The 26,504-nt window shown below is 70.9% G+C and carries 20 protein-coding genes and 1 pseudogene; 10 read left to right on the top strand and 11 right to left on the bottom strand.

Translation table 11 applies throughout. The annotated features are described in order from the left end of the window. Nucleotides 1-156: 156 nt before the first annotated feature. Complete coding sequence (locus FHX80_RS31540; RefSeq protein WP_425281708.1) at nucleotides 157-1,023, bottom strand: VanZ family protein; 867 nt, start codon at nucleotides 1,021-1,023, stop codon at nucleotides 157-159. Between the two features lie 514 nt (nucleotides 1,024-1,537). On the opposite strand from FHX80_RS31540, the gene FHX80_RS31535 reads away from it, so the two are divergent. The 4 genes from FHX80_RS31535 to FHX80_RS31520 all read left to right on the top strand — a co-directional run bounded on the left by FHX80_RS31535 (nucleotide 1,538) and on the right by FHX80_RS31520 (nucleotide 6,022). Beyond that, nucleotides 1,538-2,161, top strand: a complete 624-nt coding sequence (locus FHX80_RS31535; protein WP_145767902.1) for an RNA polymerase sigma factor — start codon at nucleotides 1,538-1,540, stop codon at nucleotides 2,159-2,161. A 122-nt stretch (nucleotides 2,162-2,283) separates the two neighbouring features. Further along, nucleotides 2,284-3,813: an SDR family oxidoreductase gene (locus tag FHX80_RS31530; protein WP_145767901.1), complete on the top strand. Its 1,530-nt coding sequence runs from the start codon at nucleotides 2,284-2,286 to the stop codon at nucleotides 3,811-3,813. Nucleotides 3,814-3,883: 70 nt separating this feature from the next. Beyond that, entirely contained in the window at nucleotides 3,884-5,257 is a 1,374-nt protein-coding gene (locus FHX80_RS31525) for a cryptochrome/photolyase family protein (protein ID WP_145767900.1), read from the top strand. A gap of 96 nt (nucleotides 5,258-5,353) precedes the next feature. Then, entirely contained in the window at nucleotides 5,354-6,022 is a 669-nt protein-coding gene (locus FHX80_RS31520) for a YoaK family protein (protein WP_244318707.1), read from the top strand. A gap of 520 nt (nucleotides 6,023-6,542) precedes the next feature. On the opposite strand, the gene rpmG is transcribed toward FHX80_RS31520, so the two are convergent. Beyond that, the gene (gene rpmG / locus FHX80_RS31510; RefSeq protein ID WP_145767899.1) at nucleotides 6,543-6,707 is read right to left on the bottom strand and encodes a 50S ribosomal protein L33; all 165 of its coding nucleotides are present in this window, start codon (nucleotides 6,705-6,707) and stop codon (nucleotides 6,543-6,545) included. Nucleotides 6,708-6,937: 230 nt separating this feature from the next. Between rpmG and FHX80_RS31505 the strand changes: the two genes are divergently transcribed. Continuing rightward, a complete protein-coding gene (locus FHX80_RS31505) occupies nucleotides 6,938-7,231 on the top strand; it encodes a hypothetical protein (RefSeq protein WP_145767898.1) in 294 nt (97 codons plus the stop codon). Nucleotides 7,232-7,570: 339 nt separating this feature from the next. Further along, on the top strand, nucleotides 7,571-9,028 hold the full coding sequence (locus FHX80_RS31500) for a PP2C family protein-serine/threonine phosphatase (RefSeq protein ID WP_145767897.1): 1,458 nt from the start codon (nucleotides 7,571-7,573) through the stop codon (nucleotides 9,026-9,028). Between the two features lie 151 nt (nucleotides 9,029-9,179). Here FHX80_RS31500 and FHX80_RS31495 read toward each other — a convergent pair whose 3' ends face one another. Next, nucleotides 9,180-10,679, bottom strand: a complete 1,500-nt coding sequence (locus FHX80_RS31495) for a DNA-binding protein NsdB (RefSeq protein WP_145767896.1) — start codon at nucleotides 10,677-10,679, stop codon at nucleotides 9,180-9,182. Nucleotides 10,680-10,910: 231 nt separating this feature from the next. Here FHX80_RS31495 and FHX80_RS31490 point away from each other — a divergent pair, with 231 nt between their 5' ends. Then, a complete protein-coding gene (locus FHX80_RS31490) occupies nucleotides 10,911-12,047 on the top strand; it encodes an aminoglycoside phosphotransferase family protein (protein WP_145767895.1) in 1,137 nt (378 codons plus the stop codon). A 91-nt stretch (nucleotides 12,048-12,138) separates the two neighbouring features. On the opposite strand, the gene FHX80_RS31485 is transcribed toward FHX80_RS31490, so the two are convergent. Next, nucleotides 12,139-13,470 (bottom strand): N-acetylmuramoyl-L-alanine amidase, encoded by a 1,332-nt coding sequence (locus FHX80_RS31485; RefSeq protein ID WP_145767894.1) that lies wholly within the window; start codon nucleotides 13,468-13,470, stop codon nucleotides 12,139-12,141. A gap of 403 nt (nucleotides 13,471-13,873) precedes the next feature. Between FHX80_RS31485 and FHX80_RS31480 the strand changes: the two genes are divergently transcribed. Then, a complete protein-coding gene (locus FHX80_RS31480; protein WP_145767893.1) occupies nucleotides 13,874-16,087 on the top strand; it encodes a terpene synthase family protein in 2,214 nt (737 codons plus the stop codon). Here the strand turns inward: FHX80_RS31480 and FHX80_RS31475 are convergent. From FHX80_RS31475 to FHX80_RS31445, 7 genes and pseudogenes are all read right to left on the bottom strand, one after another. Beyond that, nucleotides 16,063-17,887 (bottom strand): annotated as a pseudogene (locus FHX80_RS31475) (glycoside hydrolase family 95 protein). The gene FHX80_RS31480 and the pseudogene FHX80_RS31475 sit on opposite strands and share 25 nt — an antisense overlap. A gap of 274 nt (nucleotides 17,888-18,161) precedes the next feature. Then, complete coding sequence (locus tag FHX80_RS31470) at nucleotides 18,162-18,662, bottom strand: hypothetical protein (protein ID WP_073738907.1); 501 nt, start codon at nucleotides 18,660-18,662, stop codon at nucleotides 18,162-18,164. Between the two features lie 141 nt (nucleotides 18,663-18,803). Further along, nucleotides 18,804-19,211 carry an ACT domain-containing protein gene (locus FHX80_RS31465; RefSeq protein WP_145767892.1) on the bottom strand — a complete coding sequence of 136 codons (408 nt, stop codon included), beginning with the start codon at nucleotides 19,209-19,211 and terminating at the stop codon, nucleotides 18,804-18,806. 267 nt (nucleotides 19,212-19,478) lie between these two features. After that, complete coding sequence (locus FHX80_RS31460) at nucleotides 19,479-20,645, bottom strand: thiolase domain-containing protein (RefSeq protein WP_145767891.1); 1,167 nt, start codon at nucleotides 20,643-20,645, stop codon at nucleotides 19,479-19,481. After that, nucleotides 20,638-21,690 carry a thiolase domain-containing protein gene (locus FHX80_RS31455; RefSeq protein WP_145767890.1) on the bottom strand — a complete coding sequence of 351 codons (1,053 nt, stop codon included), beginning with the start codon at nucleotides 21,688-21,690 and terminating at the stop codon, nucleotides 20,638-20,640. Before FHX80_RS31455 ends, FHX80_RS31460 begins: the two co-directional genes overlap by 8 nt. Further along, complete coding sequence (locus FHX80_RS31450) at nucleotides 21,691-22,632, bottom strand: Zn-ribbon domain-containing OB-fold protein (protein ID WP_145767889.1); 942 nt, start codon at nucleotides 22,630-22,632, stop codon at nucleotides 21,691-21,693. Between the two features lie 15 nt (nucleotides 22,633-22,647). Beyond that, on the bottom strand, nucleotides 22,648-23,448 hold the full coding sequence (locus tag FHX80_RS31445) for a crotonase/enoyl-CoA hydratase family protein (RefSeq protein ID WP_145767888.1): 801 nt from the start codon (nucleotides 23,446-23,448) through the stop codon (nucleotides 22,648-22,650). 166 nt (nucleotides 23,449-23,614) lie between these two features. Between FHX80_RS31445 and FHX80_RS31440 the strand changes: the two genes are divergently transcribed. After that, nucleotides 23,615-25,243 carry an acyl-CoA synthetase gene (locus tag FHX80_RS31440; RefSeq protein ID WP_145767887.1) on the top strand — a complete coding sequence of 543 codons (1,629 nt, stop codon included), beginning with the start codon at nucleotides 23,615-23,617 and terminating at the stop codon, nucleotides 25,241-25,243. Between the two features lie 158 nt (nucleotides 25,244-25,401). Next, a complete protein-coding gene (locus FHX80_RS31435; RefSeq protein ID WP_145767886.1) occupies nucleotides 25,402-26,475 on the top strand; it encodes a right-handed parallel beta-helix repeat-containing protein in 1,074 nt (357 codons plus the stop codon). Nucleotides 26,476-26,504: the final 29 nt, after the last annotated feature.

Genomic DNA, 26,504 nt, shown 5'->3' with positions numbered 1-26,504 from the left:
CGACCGGATCCGCGACCCGACGTACAAGGACAATGGGCGCAACAGCATGTGCGAACACTGCCCGAGGCCCCGATGTCCGGGCAGCGGCTCTCCGCTCAGTTCCAGGAGCCCGTGCCGAACGCCCACCCGTGTGCTGACCCCGCTGCCCGTACCCGGTCAGCGGATGCGGAACCGGTCCAGCAGCGCACGGCCCGCGCCGCCGCGGAGGCGGTCACCGCGGCCCTGGTCGCCGCGCGAGGTCCTGCCGCTTGCGGCCGAGGACTTGGCTTTCGCCGCGGCCTCGGGTTTCGGAGCAGTCCTGGAATCCGCACCGGCCTTTACTCCTGCCTTCGGCTTCGGCTTCGTATCGGCCTTGGGTTTGGGCGCGGGCCTCGGCTTCGTATCGGTCTTGGCCTTCCGTTTCGGCTTCGGCGCGGGCCGGGGCTTCTCGTCCGGCCCGGCCTTCGGTTTCGCTCTCGCCCTGGCCTTCGCCCATGCCCCCTGCCACGGCCGCTGGCGTGACGCGGTTCCGCGCCCGTCGCGCCCTGCCGGGCCGGAACCGACCGTTTTCGGAGCACGGGTCCGTTCAGGAGCGGGCTCCGGTTCCCGTTCCTGCCCTTCCGCGAGCACGTGGTATCGGTGACTCAGCCGACGGCCCAGCAACAGATACCCGAGGAGCGCCCCTGTGGTGTTGAGAATGACGTCGTCCACGTCGAAGGCGCGTCCCTGGACGAGGGCTCCCTGGACGAGTTCGACAATCGCGATGACCAGCACGGTCAGCAGGACCATGCGGATCATCCTCAGGCGGCGCGGCACGAGGATGGGCAGAAGTACGCCGAACGGCATGCCCAGCACCAGGTTTCCGCCCGCTTGTTTGCAGGCCGCGAGGAAGGTGTAGTCCTCGGCGTACTGCCGGAGCGAGCGGCCGGGCCGCAGGTTCGACTTCACCAGTTCCTCCGAGGCGGGCGACGGTGTGAGCGTCACCTTCGCCAGCACAACGGAGAAACCGACCATGGCCAGGAAGGCCAGCACCAGAAAGGTCACCTGCAGGAGAACGCTTCCCCATGTTCTGCGCCGCGTTCCGTCCCGCGTACCACTCTCAGCCTCTGCGTTCATGGGCGACGAGTGCCCCCGTCCGGTCGGACCACACCTCGCCGGGCCGCGCGCTCAGGACGCGAGGGATCTCAGGAAGCCGCCTGACAAGAACAACGGGTACAGCAGAGACGGCAAGGGCGGCAGGGACGGCAGGAGCGGAAGACCCGGCACGAACGGCAGACCCGGCTGGGCGGGGTTCCGGAGTGTCGCGGGCGCGACGCCGAAACGACGTGTCACTGTGCCGGTGGTCAGGCCGTGGCCGAGGGTTCTCACCCGGGCCCGTTCCGCGCAGGACGTCATGCGTTTGGTCATATGCCGCAGCATCGACGCAGGTTGTCGCGGCGAGTGCGCTGTCGGAACACTGCCGGTCGGGGGTGCCCATCGGAGAAGCAACCGGACGGCTCGGGCCGACCGCAGTGGGAGACGCAGCTCCCGGGCCGGGCCGCCCGGAGGAAGGACAGCCATGACCGCGCTCGCCCTGGAGGAAACGCTGCCCGGCGGGCAGGGCCCGCGACCGTGCGCCGCAATGGATCTCGCCGACGAGGAGCTGGCAGCCGGTCTGATGCGCGGCAGCCAGGACTGTTTCGCCGCCGCCTACCGGAGGTGGGGCGCACTCGTACAATCCCTCGCGGTCCGGTCCCTGGGCGACAGCCGAGAGGCCGAGGACGTCACCCAGCAGGTCTTCATGGCCGCCTGGCACGGCAGACTCGGCTACCGCCCGGAGCGCGGCCCGCTGCCCGGCTGGCTGGTCGGCATCACCCGTCGCAAGATCGCCGACGCGCTCGCCGCCCGCACCCGCCGCGTGGAACTGGCCGCTGCGACGGCGGCGCGGCTGCGGCTCACCGAGACCGGCGCGGCCGGGCGTCCGGAGTCGGCACTGGACCGGGTCCTGATCGGTACGGAGCTGGGCAAGCTGCCCCAGGTGCAGCGCCGCATCCTGCGGATGGCCTACTACGACGGCCTCCCCCAGACCCGTATCGCCGAACTGACGGGGCTCCCGCTCGGCACGGTCAAGGGCCACGTGCGCCGCGCGCTGCACGGTATCCGGCGCTCGCTGTCCGGCGGACCGGACGAGGCGGAGCAGTGACCGACGCGGAGGAGCGACCGACGAACCGGTGATCCGTCACCGCATCCGGACGCCTCGAAGAGCGTGACACGCGGCGCCGAGGCACGGTGAACCGAGCAACACCCAGCCGATGTGGAGACCCCATGACGAGCAACAGCACGGAGAAGCCCTTGCACTGCCTGGTGACCGGCGCCACCGGATACATCGGGGGCAGGCTGGTGCCCGAACTCCTGGAGGCCGGGCACCGGGTGCGCTGCATGGCGCGCAGCCCGGAGAAGCTGCGGGACTATCCATGGGCCGGGGACGTGGAGGTCGTCCGGGGTGATGTCACCGACACGGCGTCGGTCACGTCGGCCATGGCGGACATCGACGTGGCCTACTACCTGGTACACGCTCTGACGACCGGAGCGGACTTCGAGGAGACGGACCGGCGGTCGGCCACGGTCTTCGCCGAGTCGGCCCGCACGCGCGGCGTCGGCCGGATCGTCTACCTCGGCGGTCTCACACCGCCCGGCGTACCCGAGCGGGAGCTCTCGCCGCATCTGCGCTCACGCGCCGAGGTCGGCCGGATCCTGCTGGCTTCCGGGGTACCGGCCACCGCCCTGCGGGCCGCGGTCATCATCGGATCCGGATCGGCATCCTTCGAAATGCTGCGCTATCTCACGGAACGGCTGCCGGTCATGGTGACGCCGAGTTGGGTGTCGACCCGGATCCAGCCGATCGCGGTCCGGGACGTGTTGCGCTACCTGGTCGGCAGCGCCCGGATGCCCCGGGAGGTGAGCCGTGCCTTCGACATCGGGGGGCCGGACATCATCACGTATAGCGAGATGATGCAGCGGTACGCGGAGGTCGCGGCCCTCCGGCACCGCCTGATCCTGCCCGTCCCGGTGCTGACGCCACGGCTGTCCAGTCACTGGATCGGTCTGGTCACGCCCGTTCCCAGGTCGATCGCGCGGCCGCTCGCCGAGTCGCTGCGGTACGAGGTCGTGTGCCGGGAACACGAAATCGTGAAGTACGTGCCGGACGGGCCGGGGCAGCCCTTCACGTTCGAGAAGGCGCTGAGACTGGCCCTTCAGCGGGTGCGCGAGGCCCGGGTCACCACCCGGTGGTCCTCGGCGTCGGTGCCCGGGGTGCCCAGCGACCCGCTGCCCACGGACCCCGACTGGGCCGGCGGCAGCCTGTACACGGATGTGCGGGAACTCGAGGTCGACGCGTCGCCGGAGGCCCTCTGGAAGGTCATCGAGGGCATCGGCGGCGACCACGGCTGGTATTCGTTCCCGCTGGCCTGGGCCATGCGTGGCTGGTTCGACCGGCTGGTGGGAGGGGTGGGCCTGCGTCGCGGGCGGCGGGACACCGACCGGCTGCGGGTGGGTGACTCCCTGGACTTCTGGCGGGTCGAGGAGATCCAGCCGGGTCGCCTGCTGCGGCTGCGCGCGGAGATGCGACTGCCCGGCCTGGCGTGGCTGGAAATGTACGCAGAACGGGACGAACAGGGCAGGGCGCACTACCGGCAACGGGCCCTGTTCCATCCGCGCGGGTTGCTCGGCCACGCGTACTGGTGGAGTGTGTCGCCGTTCCACGCGATCGTATTCGGTGGAATGGCCCGCAATATCGCACGGGCTGCCGCAGGGGTTCCGTCCTCCTCAGGAGAACGCGGCGCACTGTCCCGGTGACCGGTTGCGTCCGCCGAGGGCCGCTGGGCGGAACAGGAACACGTACACGGCCCCGCCCAGGAGTTGCACCATGACCGTAGCGGTCGTCCTCTTCACCGCCGATCTCCGTCTGCACGACCATCCGCCGTTGCGGGCCGCGCTCGCGTCCGCGGACGAGGTCGTGCCCTTGTTCGTCCGCGACACGGGGATCGACGCGGCGGGGTTCGGTGCACCGAACCGCCGCGCCTTCTTGGCCGACTGTCTGCGGGATCTCGACGCGGGGCTGCGTGAGCGGGGCGGCCGGCTCGTGATCCGCTCGGGCGATGTGGTCGCCGAGGTGTGCCGGGTCGTCTCCGAGACCGGTGCGGGCGACATCCACCTGGCCGCCGGAGTCAGCGCCTACGCCCGTCGCCGCGAGGAGCGGCTGCGTCGGGCGCTGGACTCCGGCGGGGCCCGGCTGCACGTCCACGACGGTGTGGTCACGGCTGTCGCGGCCGGTGCCGTGACCCCCGCCGGCTCGGACCACTTCGCCGTGTTCACCCCGTACTTCAGGCGCTGGTCCGCGGAGCGGGTGCGCGATGCCTTCGGTGCCCCGCGTGCGGTACCGGTGCCGGACGGTCCGGGGTCGGAGGAGGTACCGGTCCGCGCCGGTGTGCCGGGGGTCTCCGCGGGGCTCGCCGAGGGCGGTGAGACACAGGCCCGCAAGCGGCTCACCGCCTGGCGACTCCACGGGCTGACGGCGTACGAGGACCGCCACGACGACCTGCCGGGAGACGCGACGTCCCGGCTCTCGCCGCATCTGCACTTCGGCACTCTGTCCGCCGTCGAACTGATCCAGCGGGCACGCGCCGCAGGCGGTGCCGGAGCCGACGCGTTCGTCCGACAGCTGTGCTGGCGCGAGTTCCATCACCAGGTCCTCGCGGCCAGGCCCGCAGCGGCCCGGCTGGACTACCGCACCCGGCACGATCACTGGCGGTCCGAGGCGGATGCCGCCGACGAGATCGAGGCCTGGCGGCAGGGGCGCACCGGCTATCCCGTGGTCGACGCCGCCATGCGCCAGCTGCGCCACGAGGGCTGGATGCACAACCGCGGCCGGCTGCTCACGGCGGGCTTCCTGACGAAGACCCTGTACGTGGACTGGCGTATCGGCGCACGGCACTTCCTGGAGCTGCTGGTGGACGGCGACGTCGCCAACAATCAGCTCAACTGGCAGTGGATGGCCGGGACGGGAACGGACAGCCGCCCCAACCGGGTGCTCAACCCCGTGCTCCAGGCCAAGCGCTACGACCCGGACGGCGACTATGTCCGGCGGTGGGTCCCGGAGCTGGCGGCGTTGGCCGGACCCGCCGTGCACGAGCCGTGGAAGCTGCGCGGTGCGGAGCGCGCCCGGTTCGAGTATCCGGCTCCGGTGGTGGAACTGGCCGACGGACTGGCGCGATTCAAGCGGGCACGCGGCCTGGACTGAGATCGGCGGGCACGCCCCCTGTGGGGACGGCGGGCACGGCGCGCCGCACCGGGGGCAAGGCACCTCGCCGGGCCGGATGCCAGCGAGGATGCCGGCATGCCGACTCTCCGCTCATCCCCCGACCCGGCCGGCCGTGACACCGTGGACGATCCGCGCGGCCATGCGGCCCTGCTGCTCCTGTCGGCGGCCTCCGGGGCGGCGGACGCGTTCGTCTTCATCTGCGTCGGCCAGGTCTTCGCCGGGGTGATGACCGGGAACCTGGTCCTGCTGGGAGCCTCGGCCGCCGGGGCGGGCGAGGAGGGAGTGGCGCTGCGCGTGGTCACGGCGCTCGTCTCGTACGGCTGCGGGGTGGCCTGGGGTGCGGTGACGGGCGAGCGGGTGTGGCGGCGGCTGCCGGTCATGCTGACCATCGAGGTGGTGCTGCTCGCCGCGGGTGCGGTGCTGTGGGGGCTGGATCTGATCACGTCGGACGCGGACCGGCTGGGCCTGTTGGCTCTGCTGGGGCTCGCGATGGGAATTCAGGGCCGGATCCGTGCCACGCCGACGAACTACTTCACCGGGACGCTGACATCCCTCGTCGGCCGGCTGGCGGTGGGGTCGTGGCGGCGCGGTGACGGCTGGGTGGCCGGCCGGCTGGCCGCCGTGGTGGCGGGCGCGGCGGTGACCGCACTGGCCGTGCGCGACTGGCCGGCCACCGGGGCCCTGGCGGCGGCCGCGCTCGCGGCGGCGGCGCTGCTGGTCGAGGCCGCACAGCGGCGGCGGTGAACCGGCACCGTGCCTCGCTGCGGGGTAGCGCGTCCCGGGCAGAGGCGTGGGCGTATCGCGCGCCGGGCAGGGCTCTGGGGGTGCCGTGCATAGGCAAAAAGAAAGCCCCGGCCGGATCGGGGGAATCCAGCCGGGGCGGCTCTGGGTGGGGACGTTCAGCACGTCACCACATGTAGGTGAACGATAAACCACCGACTCGTGTTCCCGGGAACCCGCACCCCGGACTGTGATCCAGGGCACGGACGCGCAGGCCGGACGGTGGTGCGCGTCGCTCGCTACCGGCGGGCACTCCGTAGCCGAAGCAACGGTTGAAACGCTCGATTCAGCGTGCGGCATCCAGGGCTTGGTGCCCTCCGGCGCAGGAGGGGTGGCTCGCCGACGAGGTCCCCACGTCGATGACGGGAGACTGGGCGAATACGGGACTTCGCCCGCACACCCCCCTTGTCACCGAGAGCGGAGTGCGGGGCGAAACGGCCGAACCGCCCGCCCCACGATCCGCAAACGGCGAACCGCTCTGCGGTCAGCGCTCCTCGCGGAAGAGGACATGCTGCCCGACTGCGGGGTCGAACTTGCGCAGGACCAGCCGGTCGGGATTGTTGCGACGGCTCTTGCGCGTCACGTAGCTCTGGCCCGTTCCGGCGGTCGAACGGAGCGTGACAACGGGACGGGCTTCACTTCGGGCCATGGGCACCTCCGGACTCGTGAACTCCCGCCCCTTCATGAGAACGGGATTCGTTTTCGTTACGCCGGTACAAACACCGGGGCATCCGGCCGCATTCCCGCCCGGCCCGGGCCGGGCGGGGAAAGGGGGGCGACGCGCGCCCTGCGCTCTTCGGCGATGCCGTCACGCGAGGCCGTCACGATCGTTGACCGCAGTGCCCGGCACAGCGGACGACCACCCGAGGAACGTGACCCATGCGTCTGAAGAACAGCCTCTCCGTCATCGCGGCCACCGCGATGATCACCGCCTGCGCGATGACGGCGGCCGACCCGGCGGTGGCCGCCGGGCGCACCGCGCCCGCATGCGTGGCGCGCGAGGTCGTCAAGCAGGACAAGACGGCCTGGACGACCAACAACTGCGGCCGGAACATGCACATCAAGCTGGTCATCGACAACGGCCCCGACAGGCAGTGCTGGACCACCTCCCCCGGCGAGACACTCAAGTGGACATGGAAGGTGGGTTCGTACGGCCGCATCGCCGTCTGCTGACGCCGCAGGCCCCACCACCTCGACGTCCAGCACCACCCGGGCCGGAGCCTCTCCACCCGCGCTCCTCCGGCCCGCATATGCCCCTGCCCGCACTGTTCGCACCGCGCAGAAACGGCGCGATCCGGCGCGCCGAAGGCCTCCGACGTCGGACGACTTGCGTCAACGCCCCCCAAAAGCACGGCTGTTCGAAAAATTGCGGCAGCACTCGGCCTGCGGCATATGCCAGATGCAAGGACGCGTCGAGTGTTGCCAAACCGCTTACGGGCCCCAGTCGGCTGTGCGACAGTCGTATTCGGTCCACCCTCAGACCTGGTTGTACCGCCTGTATCGGAGTACGTCATGCCGTCCCATCTGTCCGCGGACCGCCCCGTCCCACAACCGCCCGAGTACGATGCCGTCGACGCGTTGATCAACAGGACGCGTCGGCTGCGCGGGGATGTGGACGCGGTAAGGCGTGACGCCGTGCTGGTCGACGAGGACGATCCGCAGATGCGCTGGCAGCGGGCGCTCTGTGATCTGGCGGTCCATCACCTGGACGATCTCGGCGCGCACCTGGGACAGCTCAAGGAGGGACTGCCGCCGGAGTCCGCGGAACAGCTCGTGGGCGAGCTGTCGCCGGGAACGGCTCCGGAGGCCGTCGGCGAGGTGCCGACGGGTTCGCTGATCGGCCGGGTGGGCAGCGCCGAGTGGAATCTGCTGACGGACGAGGTCAGCTGGTCCGACGAACTGCTCCAGATCTTCGGCCGGACCCCGGAGGCCGGACCGCTCTCCCTGGATGATCTCCCTTCGGTGCTGTTTCCGGAGGACCAGCCCACGCTCACCGCACTGGTGACGGACTGTCTGGTCGACGGCAAGCCGATAGACGGGGAGTTCCGGATCCAGCGCACCGACGGACGGTCACGGACGCTGCACATGATGGGCGAGCCCGTCCTCGACGCGGACGGCTGCACCGCTTCCATGTGGGCGGTGCTGCGTGACGTCAGCGAGCTGAGGCGCAGCCAGCAGGTGGTGCACCGCACCCATGACTCGCTCCGCCGCCAGCAGCACATCGACCGGACCGAACGCCGGATCGCGGTTGAGTTGCGGGAGGCCGTGCTCCCGCCGTGGCGGGGTTCGCTGCACCTGCCCGACCAGGGACCCGGAGCGCTGGACATCGCGGCCCACTATCTGCCCTCCGAGTCGAGCGCCATGATCGGCGGCGGCTGGTACGACGCCATGCAACTGCCGGACGGCAGGACGCTGCTCACCGTCGGCGACCTGACCGGTCACGGCATCCAGGCGACGTCGGCCATGGCGATGATCCTCGGTGCGCTGCGCGGTATGTCGGTGGCCGGCATCGATCCCGGGGCCCTGATGGGGCATCTGAACCAGCTGCTGGAGACATCTGTCCAGCCCGCTCTGGGCAGCGCGGTGTGCTGCCGCTTCGACCCCGCGACCCGCACCCTGGACTGGGCGCAGGCCGGACACCCCGCTCCGCTGCTGTTCCGCGACGGAGCCGGGCGCCCGCTTGCCCAGCCCGACGGAGTCCTGCTCGGTGCGGCCTCCGCGGTCGCCTACGAGCAGGACGAGGCACATCTGCTGCCCGGCGATGTGCTGGTGCTGCACACCGACGGACTGGCCCGGGCCTACGACGGGCGCGACGGTCTATGTCCGGGCACGGAAGCACTGCTCGGACTTGCGCCGCGCTTCGCCGAGGCCCGGACGGCACAGGACTGTGTACGGATCGTCGCCGAGGAGTTCGGCGGCACCCAGCGACTGGACGACGCATGTGTGCTGATCGCCCGGATCGGGGCGTAGGGCACAGACACACCGCACGCGGAGGCACGGGCACACGGAGAACACGCGGCACGGGTACGCAGTACGCCCGGCGGTCCATGGTGCGGTGTCCATGGCGTGGCATCCGGACGGGTGTTGAGGAACGGCGCCTCTTCCCTGTGGCGCCCAGGGGTCAGATCTCGGAACTCCTGGTCCGCTGTTTGACGAGGGGGCTCTGCGGCATCGACAGTTCGATCTCCTGGCGCAGATCCTCGATCTTCGCGTAACCCGCGAACTGGCCTGTCAGCCGGTACATCTCGCGCAGCCGGTCCCAGGTGCGGTGCGAGGAGGTCTCCCCCATCGTCACCAGGGCGAGCCGGGCGTAGCGGTCGGCCTGCTCGGGGTCGTCGGCGATGAAGCATGCCGAGGCGAGCGAGATGTAGTCGAAGATCTTGGACCGCTGGCGCCCGTTGACCCGCAGTTCCAGTGCCTGCTTCGCGTGGCGCTGGGCCGTGATGGCCGCGGAGGGCTCGTACTCGGCGAGTGTGCGGAACGCCAGGGCCTGCATGCCGTGCAGATCCGCCTCGTCGAACATCTGCATCCAACTGGGCGGCGGAACATCGCCCTTGTCCGAGATGAAGAGCTCTTCGGCCCTGCCGAGGGTGCGCCGCATGGCCTGGCCGCTTCCCATCGAGGCCTGTGCCCAGGCCTCGATGGTGTGCAGCATCGCCTGGGTGCGCGGCAGGACCATGTCGCCCGAGCCGGACTTGGCGAGCTTCATGAGGTCGAGCGCGTCGTCCGGACGGCCCAGGTGGACCATCTGGCGGGCCGCCCTGGACAGGGCCTCGCCCGCGCGCGGCCGGTCGCCGCCCTCGCGCGCCGCGTGCGCCGCGATGACGAAGTACTTCTGGGCCGTGGGTTCGAGGCCGATGTCGTGGGACATCCACCCCGCGAGTACGGCGAGGTTGGCAGCCACGCCCCAGAGGCGGCGCTGCAGATGGTCGGGGTGCCGGTAGGCGAGGATGCCGCCCACCTCGTTGAGCTGGCCCACCACGGCCTTGCGTTGGAGGCCGCCGCCGTGGGAGGCGTCCCAGGCGCGGAACACCTCCACGGACCGCTCCAGTGCCTCGATCTCCTCCGAGCCGATGGGCGCGGCCTCGTACCGGTCGAAGCCGGCGGGGTCCGCGTGCACGGGGTCGTCGAGGCGTGGGGCGTCGCCCGCCAGTACGGGGTCGGTGTGCAGCCAGTCGTGCATGGGGCCGGCGATGGTGGAGCCGGCGGCGAGCGCGGCGCTCGCGCTCACCAAGCCGCGTCGGTTGAGCATGAGGTCCATTCCCGTGAATTCGGTGAGGACCGCTGCCGTCCGTTCGGGCGCCCACGGGAGTTGGTCGGGATTGTGTTCCGTCCCGGTCTCTCGCCGTTTCCCCACACGCCCGCGCCGGCCGAACCCGAGGTCCTCGATGGTCACGACACGACCGAGCCGCTCGGTGAACAGGGCTGCCAGCACTTGGGGCACGGGGTCACGGGGGGACTCCCCCATGTCGATCCAGCGCCTCACCCGCGAGGTGTCGGTGGCGAGCTGGGGGTGGCCCATGGCCGCCGCCTGCCTGTTCACCATTCTCGCGAGTTCGCCCTTGGACCAGCCGGCAAGGCCGAACAGGTCCGACAGGCGGGTGTTGGGTTCTCCGGTCACGTCAAGCCCCCAGGTTCTCGGCTGTGTTGACAGTAACCCCCTGTCAGATGCCCTGTGACTATTCGCCAGGGTTCGCCAGGGTCCGCCACATGGTCTGCCACCCACGCGACGGTGTCAGGTAGGAAAGCGCCACCCCGCCCGGCAGCCCTAGGTACTCCCCAGGGTGCCGAACGGCCGCCGGCCGGGGCGGCGCACGCAACTTGTCGGCGCACGAAGGGATCTGTCTCGCCCATGTACACAGCATCGTCCTCCGTGTCCGCCCCTCCCCGGCCGCTCCGTCCCCTCGGGGGGGGCGGCGGGCCGTATCTCGCCCCCCGCACCGCTGCTCCGGCGCCCGGCATGGGGCGGGCCCGGCGCGTGGCAGGGCCGGGTGCCCAATCGCTCAGCGGGAGACTCGACCTGTCCGGTCCCCAGGGCGCGCAGCTGAGGATGGCGATCGCCTCGGTGCACCGGATCTGCCCGGAGTTCAACCCGGTCCAGGTGCTTCGGCGCAGCGGCCGTTCGGTGCTGCTCGTCGGTTCCACCGGACGCACGACCGCGGTCGCCAAGTGCTTACTGGACCACTCCCCCGAGTGGTCGGAGCGGTTCCGCCACGAAATAGCGGCGTACCGGGCCTTCGTCCGGCACCGCCCGCCGGTACGGGTACCCCGGCTCATCGCGGCGGACCCGGAGAACTGCACCCTGGTCATCGAGCGGATGCCAGGCCGGGTAGCGGCGTTGACCCGGCATCCGTCGGAGGCGCCGCCGCGGGCCGATCTGCGGGCGGTGCTCGGCGCGGTCAGCCGGGTCAACGCCTGGCGGCCCCCGGCCGGTCTGTTCGACGCCCCGCTGGACTACGCGGCGCGCATCGCCCGCTACCACGAGCTGGGGCTGTTCACCGACCGTGATCTGGGTGACCTGCAGAAGCTGCTGCACGGTCTGGCCCACTCCGGCGGACGCCAGGGTATGGGGCAGTTCTGCCACGGTGACGCGCTGCTCTCCAACATCCTGCTGTCACCCACCGGCCCGGTGCTGGTCGACTGGGAGCATGCCGGCTGGTATCTGCCGGGATACGACCTGGCGACGCTGTGGGCGGTGCTGGGCGACGCACCCGTGGCCCGGCGTCAGATCAGCCAGCTCGCCCAGGTCGCGGGTCCGGCGGCCCGGGACGCGTTCCTGGTCAACCTGATGCTCGTGCTGACCCGGGAGATCCGTACGTACGAGACGGCAGTGCAGCGGGCCATGCGGGAGTCCACGGCCCCCAGGGCCGGTCAGGACCGGCCGGGCGCGCTCTCGTCGGGCGAGGAGCAGCGTCTGCTGCTGCGCCGGCTGCACGACGACTGCGCGATGGCGCGGCGGGCCGTCCGAGCCGCGGTCGGCACTCGCTGACCTTCCGTCGGGGGTGCGCGCTGCGGGTCCGGTGCCGACACACCGGGCCCGCAGCGCGCTTCGGTGCGCCCGCCGCCGGACGGGCGCGTCCTCAGTGCGCGCGCACGATGTCCACGTCTGCGGCCTTCACGAAGGCGATGCGGTGGCCGATCTGGACCGTCACGTACTTCTCCTTGCCCCGGAAGAACGAGTGGTCCAGCGGGTACGAGGCATCGATCGTCGGGGCGTAGAAGAAGCCGGTGGGGGCTTCGCCGCCGCCGGGGTAGGACTGGCCCGCCTTGATCGTGTACTGGAGCGGTGTGCCCACCCGCTGGTCCGCGAAGCCTGCGGGGTACTCGGACTTCTCCGGGTACGCAACGCCGTACACCGGCACCTCGGCCCTGCCCGCCTTCGGCCTCACGACGTAGCCGGCGGTGGGGGTGGTGGTGCGGGTCCGGGCCGGGGTCTCGAACCAGGCCTTCCGGCCGGCCCACCAGATCGCCGTCCAGCCGGGCGCGTGGCCGGCGACGACGGCCTGCTGGGTGGCGCCGATCTTGCTGCCCCAGTCGGCGGCGCAGTTGGTGCCGGGCGAACCGTCCGCGTGCAGCCCCGGGTCGGAGAAGAGCGGTGCGTCGGTGGCGGGCTCCGTGTGGAGCGGAACGGCGCTGGAGCCCTGTACGGGCAGATCGACGCCCTTCTCGCAGTCGCGGAAGGCCTGCTTGTTGTCCTTGAACCGCGGGCTGACGGTGATGAGTTCGCTGCTCGTGCGGGCGGTCGGCACGGTGGGCTTGCCGAGCAGCGCCATGAAGCGGTTCCAGTCCCAGTAGGTGCCCGGGTCCCAGTGCATGCCCGCTGCTCCGCCGGCGCTGGTGGGCGGCACTCCGTCGTGGCCGATGATGTGCTGGCGGTCGAGCGGGATGTCGTACTTGGCGGCGAGGTAGCGCACCAGTGCGGCCGTCGAGCGGTACATCTCGGGGGTGTACCACTTGGCGCCGTCGACGGCGACGCCCTCCTGCTCGATGCCGACGGAGTTGGAGTTGAGGTACCAGTTCCCGGCCTGCCAGGCGATGTCCTTGTTCTTCACCATCTGGGTGACGTGGCCGTCGCCGGAGCGCACCACGTAGTGGGCCGAGGTCTGTTTCAGCGGGTTCTGGAAGATCTTCAGGGTGGTGGCGAAGTCTTCCTCGGTGTCGTGGAGGACAATGAATCTGATCTTGTTGCTGTGCGGCCGGTCCGCGGTGTCGTAGTTGCCGTACGTCTCCTTGTCGGCCGGGTCGCCGGTCTGCTGGTAGGCCGCCGGGACCCAGTCGCATTCGAGGCCGCGCGGGCACTCCGGCCGCACCCCGTCCGCGCCGGCCGGTGCCGCGGGACTGAGGAGCGCGAGACTCAGCGCGCCGACGGTGGTGAACGCGACCGCGAGTCCGGTCCTCTGCTTGGACGTCATGACAACCCTTCTTGGAGCTGTGCGTTTGCTGAGCTGCTCGTATCGAGAGGTGTTCGTGTTCCGATCTCTCTGTTCCGTTGTGCGCGCACACTCTGTGACCTGAGGTGTTGGCACGTCAAGAGCGGTGCGGGGGACGCGAGTCGAGCCAGTGGACCAGACCACTGACAGGGGTGCTGACCTGCGAAGGAAAACGGGCGACGGGTTCGTGACGGTGTCGCGTTACCTGAGTTTTACGGAGCGGCCTAGCCGGCCGCGAAACAGTGGAACGTCCCTCGAACGAGCGCATTTCTTGTGTGACTAATCGCGGTTGTGCGTGCCCCGAACGGCCGAAGGGTAGTGCTCGCGCGGACACGACCGAACCGCGTGACGCTCACGCGGAGGCTCTCGGAAAGGCCGGACGCACATGGCTCAGCCCTTCACCCTGCCGGACTTCTATGTTCCGTATCCGGCGCGGCTCAATCCTCATGTCGAGGAGGCGCGACGGCACACCAAGGTGTGGGCGCGGACCATAGGGATGCTGGAGGGATCGGGTATCTGGGACGAGAAGGACCTCGACTCCCACGACTACGCACTGCTGTGCGCGTACACCCACCCCGACTGCTCGGCCGAGGCGTTGTCGCTGGTGACCGACTGGTACGTGTGGGTCTTCTTCTTCGACGACCACTTCCTGGAGCTTTTCAAGCGCACCCCGGACCGCGAGGGCGGCAAGCGGTATCTGGACCGGCTGCCCGCCTTCATGCCGATGGAGCGCGGTGCGCCGACGCCCGAGCCGGCGAACCCGGTGGAGGCGGGGCTGGCCGACCTGTGGGCGCGGACCGTGCCGGGCATGTCCGACGCCTGGCGGGTGCGGTTCGCCGAGTCGACGAAGAACCTGCTCAACGAGTCGCTGTGGGAGCTCTCGAACATCAACGAGGGCCGCATCGCGAATCCCGTCGAGTACATCGAGATGCGCCGCAAGGTGGGTGGTGCCCCCTGGTCCGCGGGGCTGGTGGAGTACGCGGCCGGCGCCGAGGTGCCCGACGAGGTGGCCGGTGAGCGGGCGCTGCGCGTGCTGCGCGACGCCTTCTCCGACAGTGTTCATCTGCGCAACGACCTCTTCTCGTACCAGCGTGAGGTCGAGGACGAGGGCGAGAACAGCAACGGTGTGCTGGTCCTCGAGCACTTCCTGGGCTGCTCCACGCAGGAGGCCGCCGACGCGGTGAACGATCTGCTGACGTCACGGCTCCAGCAGTTCGAGAACACCGCGCTCACCGAACTCGGTCCGCTCTGCGCGGAGAGGGGGCTGGATCCCGCGCAGACCGCGGCGGTCCTGGCGTACGTCAAGGGCCTCCAGGACTGGCAGTCCGGCGGCCATGAGTGGCACATGCGCTCCAGCCGCTACATGAACGACGGAGGGGCCACCCGGGCGACACCGGGGTTCGGTATGGCGGCCGCGTCGATCCGGTTCACTCCACGGTCGGAGTCCTCCAGGCTGCGGAGCCACACCCACCTGCCCTATCAGCACGTCGGCCCGTCCCTGCTCCCCGACTTCGAGCTGCCGTTCGGCACCACGCTCAGTCCGCATCTGAACGGCGCCCGGGTGCGGCTCGTCGGCTGGTCGTCCCGGATGGGCATCCTGGAGGCACAGCCGGGGGTGCCGGGCTCACACATCTGGGACGAGGAACGGCTGCTGGCGATCGACCTTCCGCTGTGCGCGGCCGGGATCCACCCCGACGCCACCCCGGACGAGCTCGACCTGTCCTCGCAGTGGCTGGCCTGGGGGACCTACGGTGACGACTGGTTCCCGGTGGTGCACGGGCGGGCCCGCGACCTCACGGGGGCCAAGGCGGCCAACGCACGTCTGTCGCAGTTCATGCCGCTGGACGGGACGACGGTGCCCGAGCCGGTCAACGCGCTGGAGCGCGGGCTGGCCGATCTGTGGGAGCGCACGTCGGCGCCGATGGACGACAGCGGCCGGCGCGCCTTCCGCACGTGCATCGAGGACATGACGGCCAGCTGGGTGTGGGAGCTGGCCAATCAGGCGCAGAGCCGGATTCCCGACCCGGTGGACTATGTCGAGATGCGGCGCATGACCTTCGGTTCGGACCTGACGATGAGTCTGTGCCGGCTCGGGCACGGCAGGAAGGTGCCTGCGGAGATCTACGAGAGCGGCCCGTTGCGCTCCCTGGAGAACGCGGCGGCGGACTACGCCGCACTGCTCAACGACCTGTTCTCGTACCAGAAGGAGATCGAGTACGAGGGTGAGGTGCACAACGGCGTCCTGGTGGTGCAGAACTTCTTCGGGGTGGACTATCCGACCGGGATGAGGCTCGTGTACGACCTGATGAAGTCGCGGCTGCGCCAGTTCCTGCATGTCGCGGAGCATGAACTCCCTTTGCTGTACGACGACTTCGGTCTGGATGACGAGGCGCGGGAGATCCTGGCGGGCTATGTGCTGGAGCTGAAGCACTGGATCGCGGGCATCTTGATCTGGCACCGGGGCTGCCGGCGTTACCGCGAGGAGGATCTGCGGCGGGGCACGGCGGCCCCGTGGCACCTGAGTGGTCCCACGGGGCTCGGCACCTCTGCGGCGCGGGCGACCTCGCTGTTCGCTCAGCTCTCGAGGGTCAGTGTGTAGCTCCGTCCGGCGCGCGCCCTGAAGGTCTTCTCGCCGCTCGTGAAGAGCGTGCCGCGGACGGTCACCTCGCGGGTGCGGCTCGCCGTGATCACCACACGGCGGGCCCTGCGCGCGGCCCATTCGATGTCGACGGTGAATCCGCTCCGGGCGCGCAGGCCGCGCACGGAGCCGTCCGGCCAGTTCGCCGGGAGGCCGGGGAGGATCTCGACGGTGTCGTGCTGGCTCTGCAGCAGCATCTCCGCGATGCCGGAGGCGGCACCGAAGTTCCCGTCGATCTGGAACGGCGGGTGGGTGTCCCAGAGGTTGGGCAGGGTGGAGTTCTTCAGCTGCTCGGAGAGCATCTTGTGGGCGTGGTCGCCGTCGCACAGCCGCGCCCAGAAGTTGATCTTCCAGGCCTTGGACCAGCCGGCGCCGCCGTCGCCCCGGGCGCCGAGGGAGACCTTGGCCGCCTCGGCCCACTCGCTCCCGGGTTCGATCTGCCGGCCGGGGTGGAGGCCGAAGAGATGGGAGACATGACGGTGGTCGGCGGCCGGGTCGTCGCGGTCGGCCTTCCACTCCTGGAGCTGGCCCCAGGAGCCTGTCCGGAGGCCGGGGTCGAGCCGGTCGAGGGCCACCTCCAGGCTGCTGCGGAAGGCCGGTGTGTCGCCGAGGGTGCGGGCGGCCTCCAGCGTGTTGGTGAGGAGGTCGTGGACGATCTGCTGGGACATCGCGGCGCCGGCGGTGAAGTCCCCGTGCTCGGGCGAGTAGCTCGGGGTGACGACGAGGAGCCCGTCGCGCGGGTCGGTGCGCAGATTGGCCAGCCAGAATTCGGCGGCCTCCTTCATCGCCGGGTAGGCGGTGGAGCGCAGATAGTCGGTGGAGCAGCTGGTCGGTGGGCAGGCCGGGCAGTTGCTGGCCGATGTCGAGTGCCACCCGGTCGAAGAGGGTGCGGTGGTCGGTCGTGTGGGTGTCGCGGACGCGTTCGTACGTGGCGCCCGCCGCGGCGTCGACGGCTGTGGTGACCTTGTGGTGCGGGTCCTCGCCCCGGTAGGCCGGATGGGTGTCCGCGTAGTCGGTGCCCGCGGCGAGGAAGAACCAGGCGCTGTCGGCGCCGGTGACGTCGAGGCTGCCGTCGGCGCCGGCGGTGACCGTGCCGCCCTTGGTGCGGACCCGGATCTGGGCCTCGAAGCGGAGCCCGTTGTCCTTGAGCGCTCCGCGTACGGTGAGCCGGTCGCCGGTGGCGGTGGCGGTGAAGTCGGTGCGCGGCGAGGTGTAGCGCAGGGTGAAGGTCACCCGCCCCGGCCGGTCCGCCGTGAGCCGTCCGCCGATGACCCCGCCGGGGTGGGAGACGAAGAACTCCCTGCTGTGGGCGGCCCCGCCCTGGGTGTAGGCGACGGTCGCGAGTGCGGTGCTCAGGTCCAGACTGCGGCGGTAGGAGGCGTCGGGGGCGGCCGGGGCGCCCGGCACGTCGAGCAGCAGATCCCCGAAGACCTGGTAGGCGCCGTAGCCGCGGCGCGCCTGTCCGAGTTCGGCGGCCACCGCGCCGGGGCCGAGGGCGCCCTCGCTGTCGAGGCGCCGGCGGACGCCGGCGAGAGCGTCGGGCCTGGGAGCGGTCCAGTTCCCGAAGTCGTAGCCCTCGGCCGATCCGGGTCCGCCGGTCCACAGGGTCTTCTCGTTGAAGGTGAGGCGCTCGGTGGCGAGCGTGCCATGGACGCTCGCGCCGAGGGCGCCGCCTCCGATGGGCAGGGATTCGCGCTCCCAGTCGGCGGCCGGGGCAAGGTAGTGGAGTACCGGGTTCGGTAGCTCCTTCTTGCCTCTCACCTTCACCGATTCATCGGAGGTACCGACGGCTGCTGCCGTACCGGAGAGCGCTGGAACTCCCAGTGCCAGAGCGCCTGTTGCGCCGATCGCTGTCTTCACTGTGGTGCGTCGCGTCATCCCAGATGTCGTGCCGAACGACGCTAGAGGTCGGAGGACTCGCCGGGCAAGACGCATGGCAAAACGGCCTCTTGGACGGAGGCCGTATGTACGTGGACGGAAGTGGCGCCACCAGAGCGGACAGCGCGGGCCGCGCGACGGCTCTGCCGGGGCCGGCTCAGCCCTGCTGGAAGAGCTCCGCGGGCAGCGGCTTCAGGAGGGTGTACAGATCGTCGGTGATCGGGCGGTCCCAGCTGGCGATGGTGACGAGCACGCCGTCGCTGCGGTCGAACTGGACGCAGGCGATCCGGCTCTCCGAGAGCTTGACGCGGCGGACGATCAGCAGGTTGTCGCCCTGCATCACGGGCATGTCCTCGGTCCCGGTGACCTCGACCGGCTCGTCGTTCTCCAGCGCGAGCAGCAGCTGGGCCACCTCGAAGGGGACCTGGCCCTCTTCGGTCTCGCGTGCGGGCGAGCCTTCCGGGAGATTGCCGATGATCATCGCGGGGCCGCGGCCCCCGAACAGGTCGTAACGGAGGAAGACGCCCTGACAGCTGCCGTCGGGGGCTGGCAGCAGACCGGCGCCGAGGTTGCCGGGCCAGTCCCCCGGGTCCATGGCCAGGACGTCGAAGTCGGGGCCCGCGGGTGTGGCGGCGCTACGGCGGCGGAGGAAGGACATGCGGACATGTTACGTGGCCGGGCCCAGGTCGCGGAGCCGGGCCCGCAGGGGCCCGGACGGCGCCGGAGACACACCCCCGCCCGGACGTCCCGCCGCGCCGGGCGGGTGTGCGGCCGTTCCCCGGCACGCGGTGGCCCCCGGTCACCCCGCGCCCGACTCCGCGGCCAGTGCCTTCAGTACCGTGACGGCCTCGGCGGCCCTGCCGTGCGGGACGAAGAGGTGGTCGTGGTGGAACCCGGCCACCACATTGCAGCTGATCCCCGCGTCGGTGAGGGCGAGGGACACCGCGGCGGTCAGCCCGACGGCGTCCAGAGCCGAGTGCACACGGAGTGTGATCCAGCCCGCCGGGAAGGAGTGGCTCAGCCCCGCCGCCACGGCCTCCGGCTCGGGGAGCACCAGCGTGAGCCCCTCGGCCTCACCGACCGTGACGATCGGGGCGGCTCCGGCGGGCACCACGCCGTCGGGCGCGGTCGCGAAGACGTAGCGGCCGGGGTGCAGCTCCGGGCGCAGGTCTCTCAGCAGGGTTCGAAGATCACTCTCGGCGGTCACCGTCACCACGCTACCCACCTGTGCGGTGTCGCTCGCGTTGGCGTGCGACGCGGGCGCGGCTCCCGCGGCACGGCTCGCACCGCTCCTGGCCCGGGTGCCCCTCGGGGCCGCGCGGCGCGGGGTTCGGGCACGGGGCCCGCAGAGCCCGGCGTATACGTCTCAACTTCCTTTCTCGGCAGGGCGGTTGGGTGAGCGAGCCGCCGCGGTCGCGAACGGGGCGGACAGGCCGCGGAACGCGGTGGTGCGGCCTGTCCGGGAGGGCCGCGGTCAGCCGGTGGGGGGTTCGGCCCCGACGAGCCACATCGAGAAGAACTGCGCCCCGCCGCCGTAGGCGTGACCCAGCGCCCGCCGCGCGCCGTCCACCTGGTGCTCCCCCGCCCGTCCCCGTACCTGGAGGGCCGCCTCCGCGAAGCGGATCATTCCGGAGGCGCCGATGGGGTTGGTGGAGAGCACCCCGCCCGAGGGGTTCACCGGGAGGTCGCCGTCGAGTTCGGTGGCTCCGGCCTCGGTGAGCTTCCAGCCCTCGCCCTCGTCGGCGAAGCCGAGGTTCTCCAGCCACATCGGCTCGTACCAGGAGAACGGGACGTACATCTCGACGGCGTCGATCTCCCGGCGCGGGTCGCTGATCCCGGCCTGCCGGTAGACATCGGCCGCGCAGTCCTTGCCGGCCTGCGGCGAGACGAAGTCCTTGCCGGCGAAGAGGGTCGGTTCGCTGCGCATCGCGCCGCCGTGCACCCAGGCGGGCGGATGCGGTGAGCGGTCCGCGCCGGTGCGGTCGGTGAGGATCATCGCGCAGGCGCCGTCGGAGGACGGGCACGTCTCCGAGTAGCGGATGGGGTCCCAGAGCATCGGTGCGGACTGGACCTTCTCCAGGGTGATGTCCGGGTCGTGGATGTGCGCGTACGGGTTCTTCAGCGCGTTGCGCCGGTCCTTGTAGGCGACGAGGGAGCCGACGGTGTCGGGTGCGCCGGTGCGCCGCATGTAGGCGCGCACATGCGGGGCGAAGAATCCGCCCGCACCGGCCAGCAGCGGCTGCTGGAACGGGATGGGCAGCGAGAGGCCCCACATCGCGTTGGACTCCGACTGCTTCTCGAAGGCGAGGGTGAGGACGGTCCGGTGCACGCGTGCGGCGACGAGGTTGGCGGCGACGAGTGCGGTCGAGCCGCCGACGGATCCCGCGGTGTGGACCCGGAGCATCGGTTTGCCGACCGCGCCGAGGGCGTCGGCGAGGTAGAGCTCCGGCATCATCACGCCCTCGAAGAAGTCCGGCGCCTTCCCGATGACCACCGCGTCGATGTCCGCCCAGGTCAGCGCGGCGTCCTTCAGCGCCGCGACGGCGGCCTCGCGGACGAGTCCGGCGAGGGAGACGTCGTGGCGGGCGGCGACGTGCTTGGTCTGGCCGATGCCGACGACGGCCACGGGCTCCTTAGGCATGAGTGCTCTCCCCTTCGAGGACGGCGACCAGGTTCTGCTGGAGGCAGGGGCCGGATGTGGCGTGGGCGAGCGCCCGGTCGGACTCGCCGCGGTGGATGCGGGCGGCGGCCTCACCGAGGCGGATCAGCCCCGCGGCCATCAGCGGGTTGGCGGCGAGCGCACCGCCCGACGGGTTCACCCGGACACGGCCGTCGAGCCCGAGCGCCTTGCGCAGCACCACTTCCTGGGAGCTGAACGGGGCGTGCAGTTCGGCGGTGTCGACGGGGCGTTCGAAGACCCCGGCCCGTTCGGCGGCGAGCCGGGTCGACGGTGAATCGGTCAGCTCGCGCACTCCGAGACCGTGGGCCTCGATGCGGTGGTCGATGCCGCGGATCCAGGCGGGGCGCTCGCACAGCGCCCGCGCGGTGTCCCCGGCGGCGAGGATCACGGCGGCGGCGCCGTCGCCGATGGGCGGGCAGTCGCCGGTGCGCAGCGGCCGCACGAGGTAATCGCCGGCCGGCACGTCGCCGCTGAGCTGGGCGTGCGGGTTGTCCGACGCGGCCGCGCGGCTGCGAGCGGCGATGGCCGTGAGCGCGTCCTCGTCGGTGTCGCCCGCGTCGATGAGTGCCTGGGCCTGGAGGGCGGCGAGTGCGACGGAGTCGGGCCACAGCGGGGCGGTGTAGTAGGGGTCGAGTTGCCGGGTGAGTACGTCGCGCACCTGGCCGGGCGAGGACTTCCCGTACGCGTAGACGAGTGCGGTGTCCGCCTCGCCGGTCTGGATCTTCACCCAGGCCTCGTACAGGGCCCAGGCCCCGTCCATCTCCACATGGGACTCGGAGATCGGCGGGTGCGCGCCCACGCCGTCGAGCGCCATGGTGAAGGAGAAGGCGCGGCCCGCGAGGTAGTCGCTGGAGCCGGAGCAGGTGAAGCCGATGTCGCTGGTCCTGAGGCCGGTCGCGTCGAGGACCTCGTGCAGGACGGGCATCAGCATCTCGACTTCGGAGAGTTCGTCGGTGCGCCGCAGATGGTCGGTCTGCGCGAAGGCGACGATCGCTACGTCCCGCATCTAGACCAGCTCCTTGTACGCGTCGTAGTCGGCGTCCGGTTCACCGGTCGGCCGGTAGTGGTCGGGATGGCGGCTGCCCTCGGTCCATACGGGCTCGACGCGCAGACCCATCCGCACCTGGTCGTAGGGGATGCCGCCGATCCGTGCGTGCAGGGCGAGGTCGGCGCCGTCCAGGGCGATGTGCGCGTAGACGTAGGGGACCTCGATGTCGAGGTTCTTGGCCTTGATGTTGACGACGCAGAAAGTGGTGACCGTGCCGCACGGTCCGACCTCGACCCGTTCGTCGGTGGCGACGCCGCAGGTGGGGCAGGCGCCACGGGGCGGTACGTACACCTTGCGGCAGGACGGGCAGCGCTCGCCGACGACGCGTCGGCCCGCCAGCGCTTCGAGGTAGGCGCTCTGGGCGCGGCCCGGTGAGTAGGTGTAGTCGAGGCGGGCGGGGGTGACGATGCCGGTGACGGGGTCGGCGAACTCGCCGTCGTGCGGCGCGGGTTCACCGGGCTCGCTCTCGTACGGTTCGAAGCAGGCGATGTCCGTGATGGCGCCGGCGCGCGTCGCGGCCCAGCGCACTCGTACGCGCATGCCGGTGCGGACTGCTTCGGGTCCGGGTGCGTCCAGGACGTGGAGGAGTGCGGTGTCGGCGCCGTCGAGCCGTACGAGCACCCAGGCGAAGGGGGTCTCCAGTGGCTGGTCGCGGCGGGGCGTCGGGTTCCAGGCCCAGGTGGTGACCGTGCCGGTGGCGGCGACCTCCACCAGGTCGTGGATCTCCTCGGCGGTGACGGGGTCGTACTCGACGGGCGGGACCAGGACCAGGCCGGCGCCGGTCCGTACGCCGAGCACGGTGCGTTCGCGCAGTCCGGTGAGGAAGGCGCTCTGGACCGGGCCGAGGGAACGGGTGAAGGGGAATTCGACCACCAGCGGTGCGCTGAGGACTTCGGGCACGGTTGCCTCCTTGGTTCAGGCCCGCCGGTAGACCGGCGGGCGCTTCTCGGCGAAGGCGCGGGCGCCCTCCTTGGCGTCGGCGGTGGCGAAGACGGGCCAGCCGCGCTTCAGTTCTGCGGCGAGGCCGTCGGTCTCGGTCATCTCCGCGGTCTCGTACACCGACGCCTTGACCTCTTCGACGGCGAGCGGGCCACAGGCATTGATCTGTTCGGCGACGACGAGGGCCGCTTCCAGCGCGGCGCCGTCGGGAACGACCCGGCCGATCAGCCCGATCCGGGCCGCTTCCCCGGCGTCGTACGGACGGCCGGTGAGGAGCATTTCGAGTGCGTGGGTCCGGGCGATCTGGCGGGGCAGCCGTACGGTGGAGCCGCCGATGGGGAAGAGGCCGCGCCTGACCTCGAAGAGGCCGAAGGTGGCGCTCTCACCGGCGATGCGGATGTCGGTGCCCTGCAGGATCTCGGTGCCGCCCGCCACGCAGTGGCCCTCGACTGCGGCGATGACCGGTTTGCGGGGGCGGTGGTGGCGCAGCATGGCCTTCCAGTGCAGGTCGGGGTCGGCCGTCATCCGGTCCCGGTACTGCTCGCCGTCCATGCCGCCGCCCGCGAGGGCCTTGAGGTCCATGCCGGCGCAGAAGCAGCCGCCGGCGCCGGTGAGGACGACGGAGCGGATCTCCTCGTCCGCGTCCGCGGCCAGCCAGCCGTCGTACAGGCCGACCAGCATCGGCAGCGAGAGCGCGTTCTTTGCCTCCGGCCTGTTCAAGGTGAGCACCAGTGTGGCGCCTTCGCGCTGCACGGTGAGGTGTTCCGTACCGCCCATGGTCTGTCTCCCGTCTCAAGGCTAGAACAGGTTGCAGTAGGAGGGGAGGCAGTTCAATAGTTTTCTGACAGGCAGTCAGATTTCTTCGCCGGGCCCTCTTCCCACTTGTGGCGGTCGGCGCTCTAATGACCGCCGAGCCACTCAGCAACCGGCGTGAGGAGGAACGGTGGAGTACAACCTTGCCGACCTGTTCGAATCGGTCGTCGACGCTGTCCCGGAACGCGAGGCACTCGTCTACGTCGACCATCCCGGAACGGGCGCCGAGCGCAGGCTCACCTACGCGGAACTCGACGTCGCCGCGAACCGCATCGCCCATCACCTGATCGAGGCGGGGATCGGCCCCGGCGAGCATCTGGGCCTGCACCTGTACAACGGCATCGAGTATCTCCAGACGGTCCTGGCCTGCCTGAAGGCACGCATCGTCCCGGTCAACGTCAACTACCGGTACGTGGAGGAGGAGCTGGTCTACCTCTACCAGGACGCGGACCTGGCGGCGCTCGTCTTCGACGCCGAGTTCGACGAGCGCGTCGCGGCCGCCGCGCCGCAGGCGCCGAAGCTCCGCCATCTCGTCCGGGTGGGCGCGCCCGCGAAGGGGGCGCCGGGCCCCGATGCCGTCGCGTTCGCGGCGGCCGAGGCGGCCGGGGATCCGGGGCGCGGCTTCGCACCCCGGTCGCCCGACGACCAGTTCATCATCTACACGGGCGGCACCACGGGCATGCCCAAGGGCGTGATGTGGCGTCAGGAGGATCTCTTCTTCTCCGGCCTCGGCGGAGGCGCACCGACCGGCGAGCCGGTGAAGACCCCGCAAGAACTGGCGGAGCGGGTGGCCGCGGGCGGCGACGGCATCACCTTCTTCCCCACTCCCCCGCTGATGCACGGCACCTCGACGCTCACGGCGTTCATCGGCTTCAACTTCGGGCAACGGATCGTGGTGCACCGCAAGTTCGTGCCGCACGAGGTGCTCCGCACGATCGAGAAGGAGAAGGTCACCAGCGTGTCGCTGGTCGGCGACGCGATGCTGCGACCACTGATCGACGCGCTGAAGGGACCGCTGAAGGGCACCGACTGCTCGTCGATGTTCTCCGTCTCCAGCTCGGGCGCGATCATGTCCGACTCGGTGCGGGCGGAGTTCCAGGAACTGGTGCCCACCGTGATGCTGCTGAACAACTTCGGCTCGTCCGAGTCCGGGTTCAACGGCACCGCGACAGCCGACTCCGGGCCGGAGAACGGCTTCCGGCTCCGCGTCAACTCCCGTACGGCGGTGGTCGACCCGGCGACGCACGAGCCGGTCGGGCCGGGCGAGGCGGGGCGGATCGCGCAGCACGGCCACGTGCCGCTCGGCTACTACAACGACCCGCGCAAGACCGCGGAGACGTTCTTCCGCAAGGGCGAGGAGCGGTGGGTACTGCTCGGCGACATGGCGACGGTCGACGCCGAGGGCATCGTCACGGTGCTCGGCCGGGGTTCGCAGTGCATCAACACCGGGGGCGAGAAGGTGTACCCGGAGGAGGTCGAGCAGGCGCTCAAGGCCCACCCGGACGTGTACGACGCGCTGGTCGCCGGCGCACCCGACGAGCGCTGGGGCAGCCAGGTCGCCGCCGTGGTGCAACTGCGGGAGGGCGCCGAGGCACCCTCGCTCGACGACGTCCAGGCGCACTGCCGGACACGGCTGGCCGGCTACAAGATCCCGCGTCACCTGGTGATCACCCCGCAGATCCGGCGCTCCCCCAGCGGCAAGGCGGACTACCGGTGGGCCCGCTCGGTCGTCGCACCCGTCCTCCCGGCCGACGGCTGAGACGGGCGCGGCGTCCGTCGCCGAATCACCCGTGTGGGCGGCCCCGCGCCCACACCGGACGCGGGGCGCGGGGAGCGACGTAAGCCATTCGGGCACGCCCCGCGCCCAACCGGTCACCCTGTGTGGCATCGGGGAGTGATCGCCCATAACTTCGGCTCATGAGGAAACAACACTTCGACTGCCTCGTAAGCATCGCAGCCGTCACGGCCGCCGGACTGGGCGCCGCCGTGCCGTCCGTTTCGGCCGCTGCCGCCGGCGGGCATGTGGTGTACCCGGGCCAGTCGATCCAGGCAGCGGTGAACGCCGCACGGCCCGGCGACACCGTCGTCGTCCGGCCCGGCACCTACCGCGAGAGTGTGCTGATCAGCACACCGGGTCTCACCCTGCGCGGTTCCGGGGAGCGCACGGTCATCGTGCCGGGCGCGAGCGGCGCGCAGCCGGACAACGCGTGTGCCGGGGCCGGCCATGGGGTCTGTGTCCTGGGCACGGCTCAGCACACCGTGGACAACGTGTCCGTCCGGTCCCTGACCGTCGCCGGGTTCGCCAGGAACGGTGTCTGGGCCTCCTGGACCGACCGGCTGGACGTACGGGACGTGACCGCCGAGTCCAACGGCATCTGGGGCATCGCGCAACAGCGCTCCACCCGGTCCGACATCCGTGAGAACACCGCCCGCGGCAACGGCGAAGCGGGCATCTTCGTCGCCAACAGCGTCGACGAGGAGGGCGGCGCCACCGACACCGGGGGCACTCGGGTCCGGGGCAACACGCTCACCGACAACCGGATCGGTTTCACCGCACGCCGCGTCCGGAATCTGGATGTCCGCGACAACACCCTCACCGCCAACTGCACCGGTTTGTTCGTCGTGGGCGACGAGGGAACACCGAAGGCCGGCGCCATGACCATCCGGTCCAACCGGATCAGCCGGAACAACAAGTTCTGCGCCGCCTCCGCCCGGCTGCCCGCGCTCCAGGGTTCCGGAATCGTCCTCACCGGCGCCGAGACCACCGAGGTGCGGTCCAACGTGATCCGCGACAACGTGGGGGCCACACCGCTCTCGGGCGGCGTCGTGCTGTTCAAGAGCTTCGTCGGAGCGAAGAACAGCGACAACACCATCAGCGGCAACGTCGTGACGGGCAATCGGCCGGCCGATCTGGCCAACGAATACGCCGGCACGGGCAACGTCTTCACCGGCAACGTCTGCACGACGTCCACACCGGCCGGAATGTGCTGACCGGTGCACCCCCGTACGAGGAGAAGCGA

Origin of the sequence: Streptomyces brevispora (assembly GCF_007829885.1) — a bacterium.
In the GTDB taxonomy this organism is placed as follows: domain Bacteria; phylum Actinomycetota; class Actinomycetes; order Streptomycetales; family Streptomycetaceae; genus Streptomyces; species Streptomyces brevispora.
This window is presented reverse-complemented; position numbering and strand designations above follow the sequence as displayed.

Bases quoted from the DNA above. Each gene is read 5' to 3' on its own strand.
- FHX80_RS31535 (WP_145767902.1), top strand. From the start codon at position 1,538: ATGACCGCGCTCGCCCTGGAGGAAACGCTGCCCGGCGGGCAGGGCCCG.
- FHX80_RS31530 (WP_145767901.1), top strand. From the start codon at position 2,284: ATGACGAGCAACAGCACGGAGAAGCCCTTGCACTGCCTGGTGACCGGC.
- FHX80_RS31525 (WP_145767900.1), top strand. From the start codon at position 3,884: ATGACCGTAGCGGTCGTCCTCTTCACCGCCGATCTCCGTCTGCACGAC.
- FHX80_RS31520 (WP_244318707.1), top strand. From the start codon at position 5,354: ATGCCGACTCTCCGCTCATCCCCCGACCCGGCCGGCCGTGACACCGTG.
- rpmG (WP_145767899.1), bottom strand. From the start codon at position 6,707: ATGGCCCGAAGTGAAGCCCGTCCCGTTGTCACGCTCCGTTCGACCGCC.
- FHX80_RS31505 (WP_145767898.1), top strand. From the start codon at position 6,938: ATGCGTCTGAAGAACAGCCTCTCCGTCATCGCGGCCACCGCGATGATC.
- FHX80_RS31500 (WP_145767897.1), top strand. From the start codon at position 7,571: ATGCCGTCCCATCTGTCCGCGGACCGCCCCGTCCCACAACCGCCCGAG.
- FHX80_RS31490 (WP_145767895.1), top strand. From the start codon at position 10,911: ATGTACACAGCATCGTCCTCCGTGTCCGCCCCTCCCCGGCCGCTCCGT.
- FHX80_RS31485 (WP_145767894.1), bottom strand. From the start codon at position 13,470: ATGACGTCCAAGCAGAGGACCGGACTCGCGGTCGCGTTCACCACCGTC.
- FHX80_RS31480 (WP_145767893.1), top strand. From the start codon at position 13,874: ATGGCTCAGCCCTTCACCCTGCCGGACTTCTATGTTCCGTATCCGGCG.
- FHX80_RS31470 (WP_073738907.1), bottom strand. From the start codon at position 18,662: ATGTCCTTCCTCCGCCGCCGTAGCGCCGCCACACCCGCGGGCCCCGAC.
- FHX80_RS31460 (WP_145767891.1), bottom strand. From the start codon at position 20,645: ATGCCTAAGGAGCCCGTGGCCGTCGTCGGCATCGGCCAGACCAAGCAC.
- FHX80_RS31455 (WP_145767890.1), bottom strand. From the start codon at position 21,690: ATGCGGGACGTAGCGATCGTCGCCTTCGCGCAGACCGACCATCTGCGG.
- FHX80_RS31445 (WP_145767888.1), bottom strand. From the start codon at position 23,448: ATGGGCGGTACGGAACACCTCACCGTGCAGCGCGAAGGCGCCACACTG.
- FHX80_RS31435 (WP_145767886.1), top strand. From the start codon at position 25,402: ATGAGGAAACAACACTTCGACTGCCTCGTAAGCATCGCAGCCGTCACG.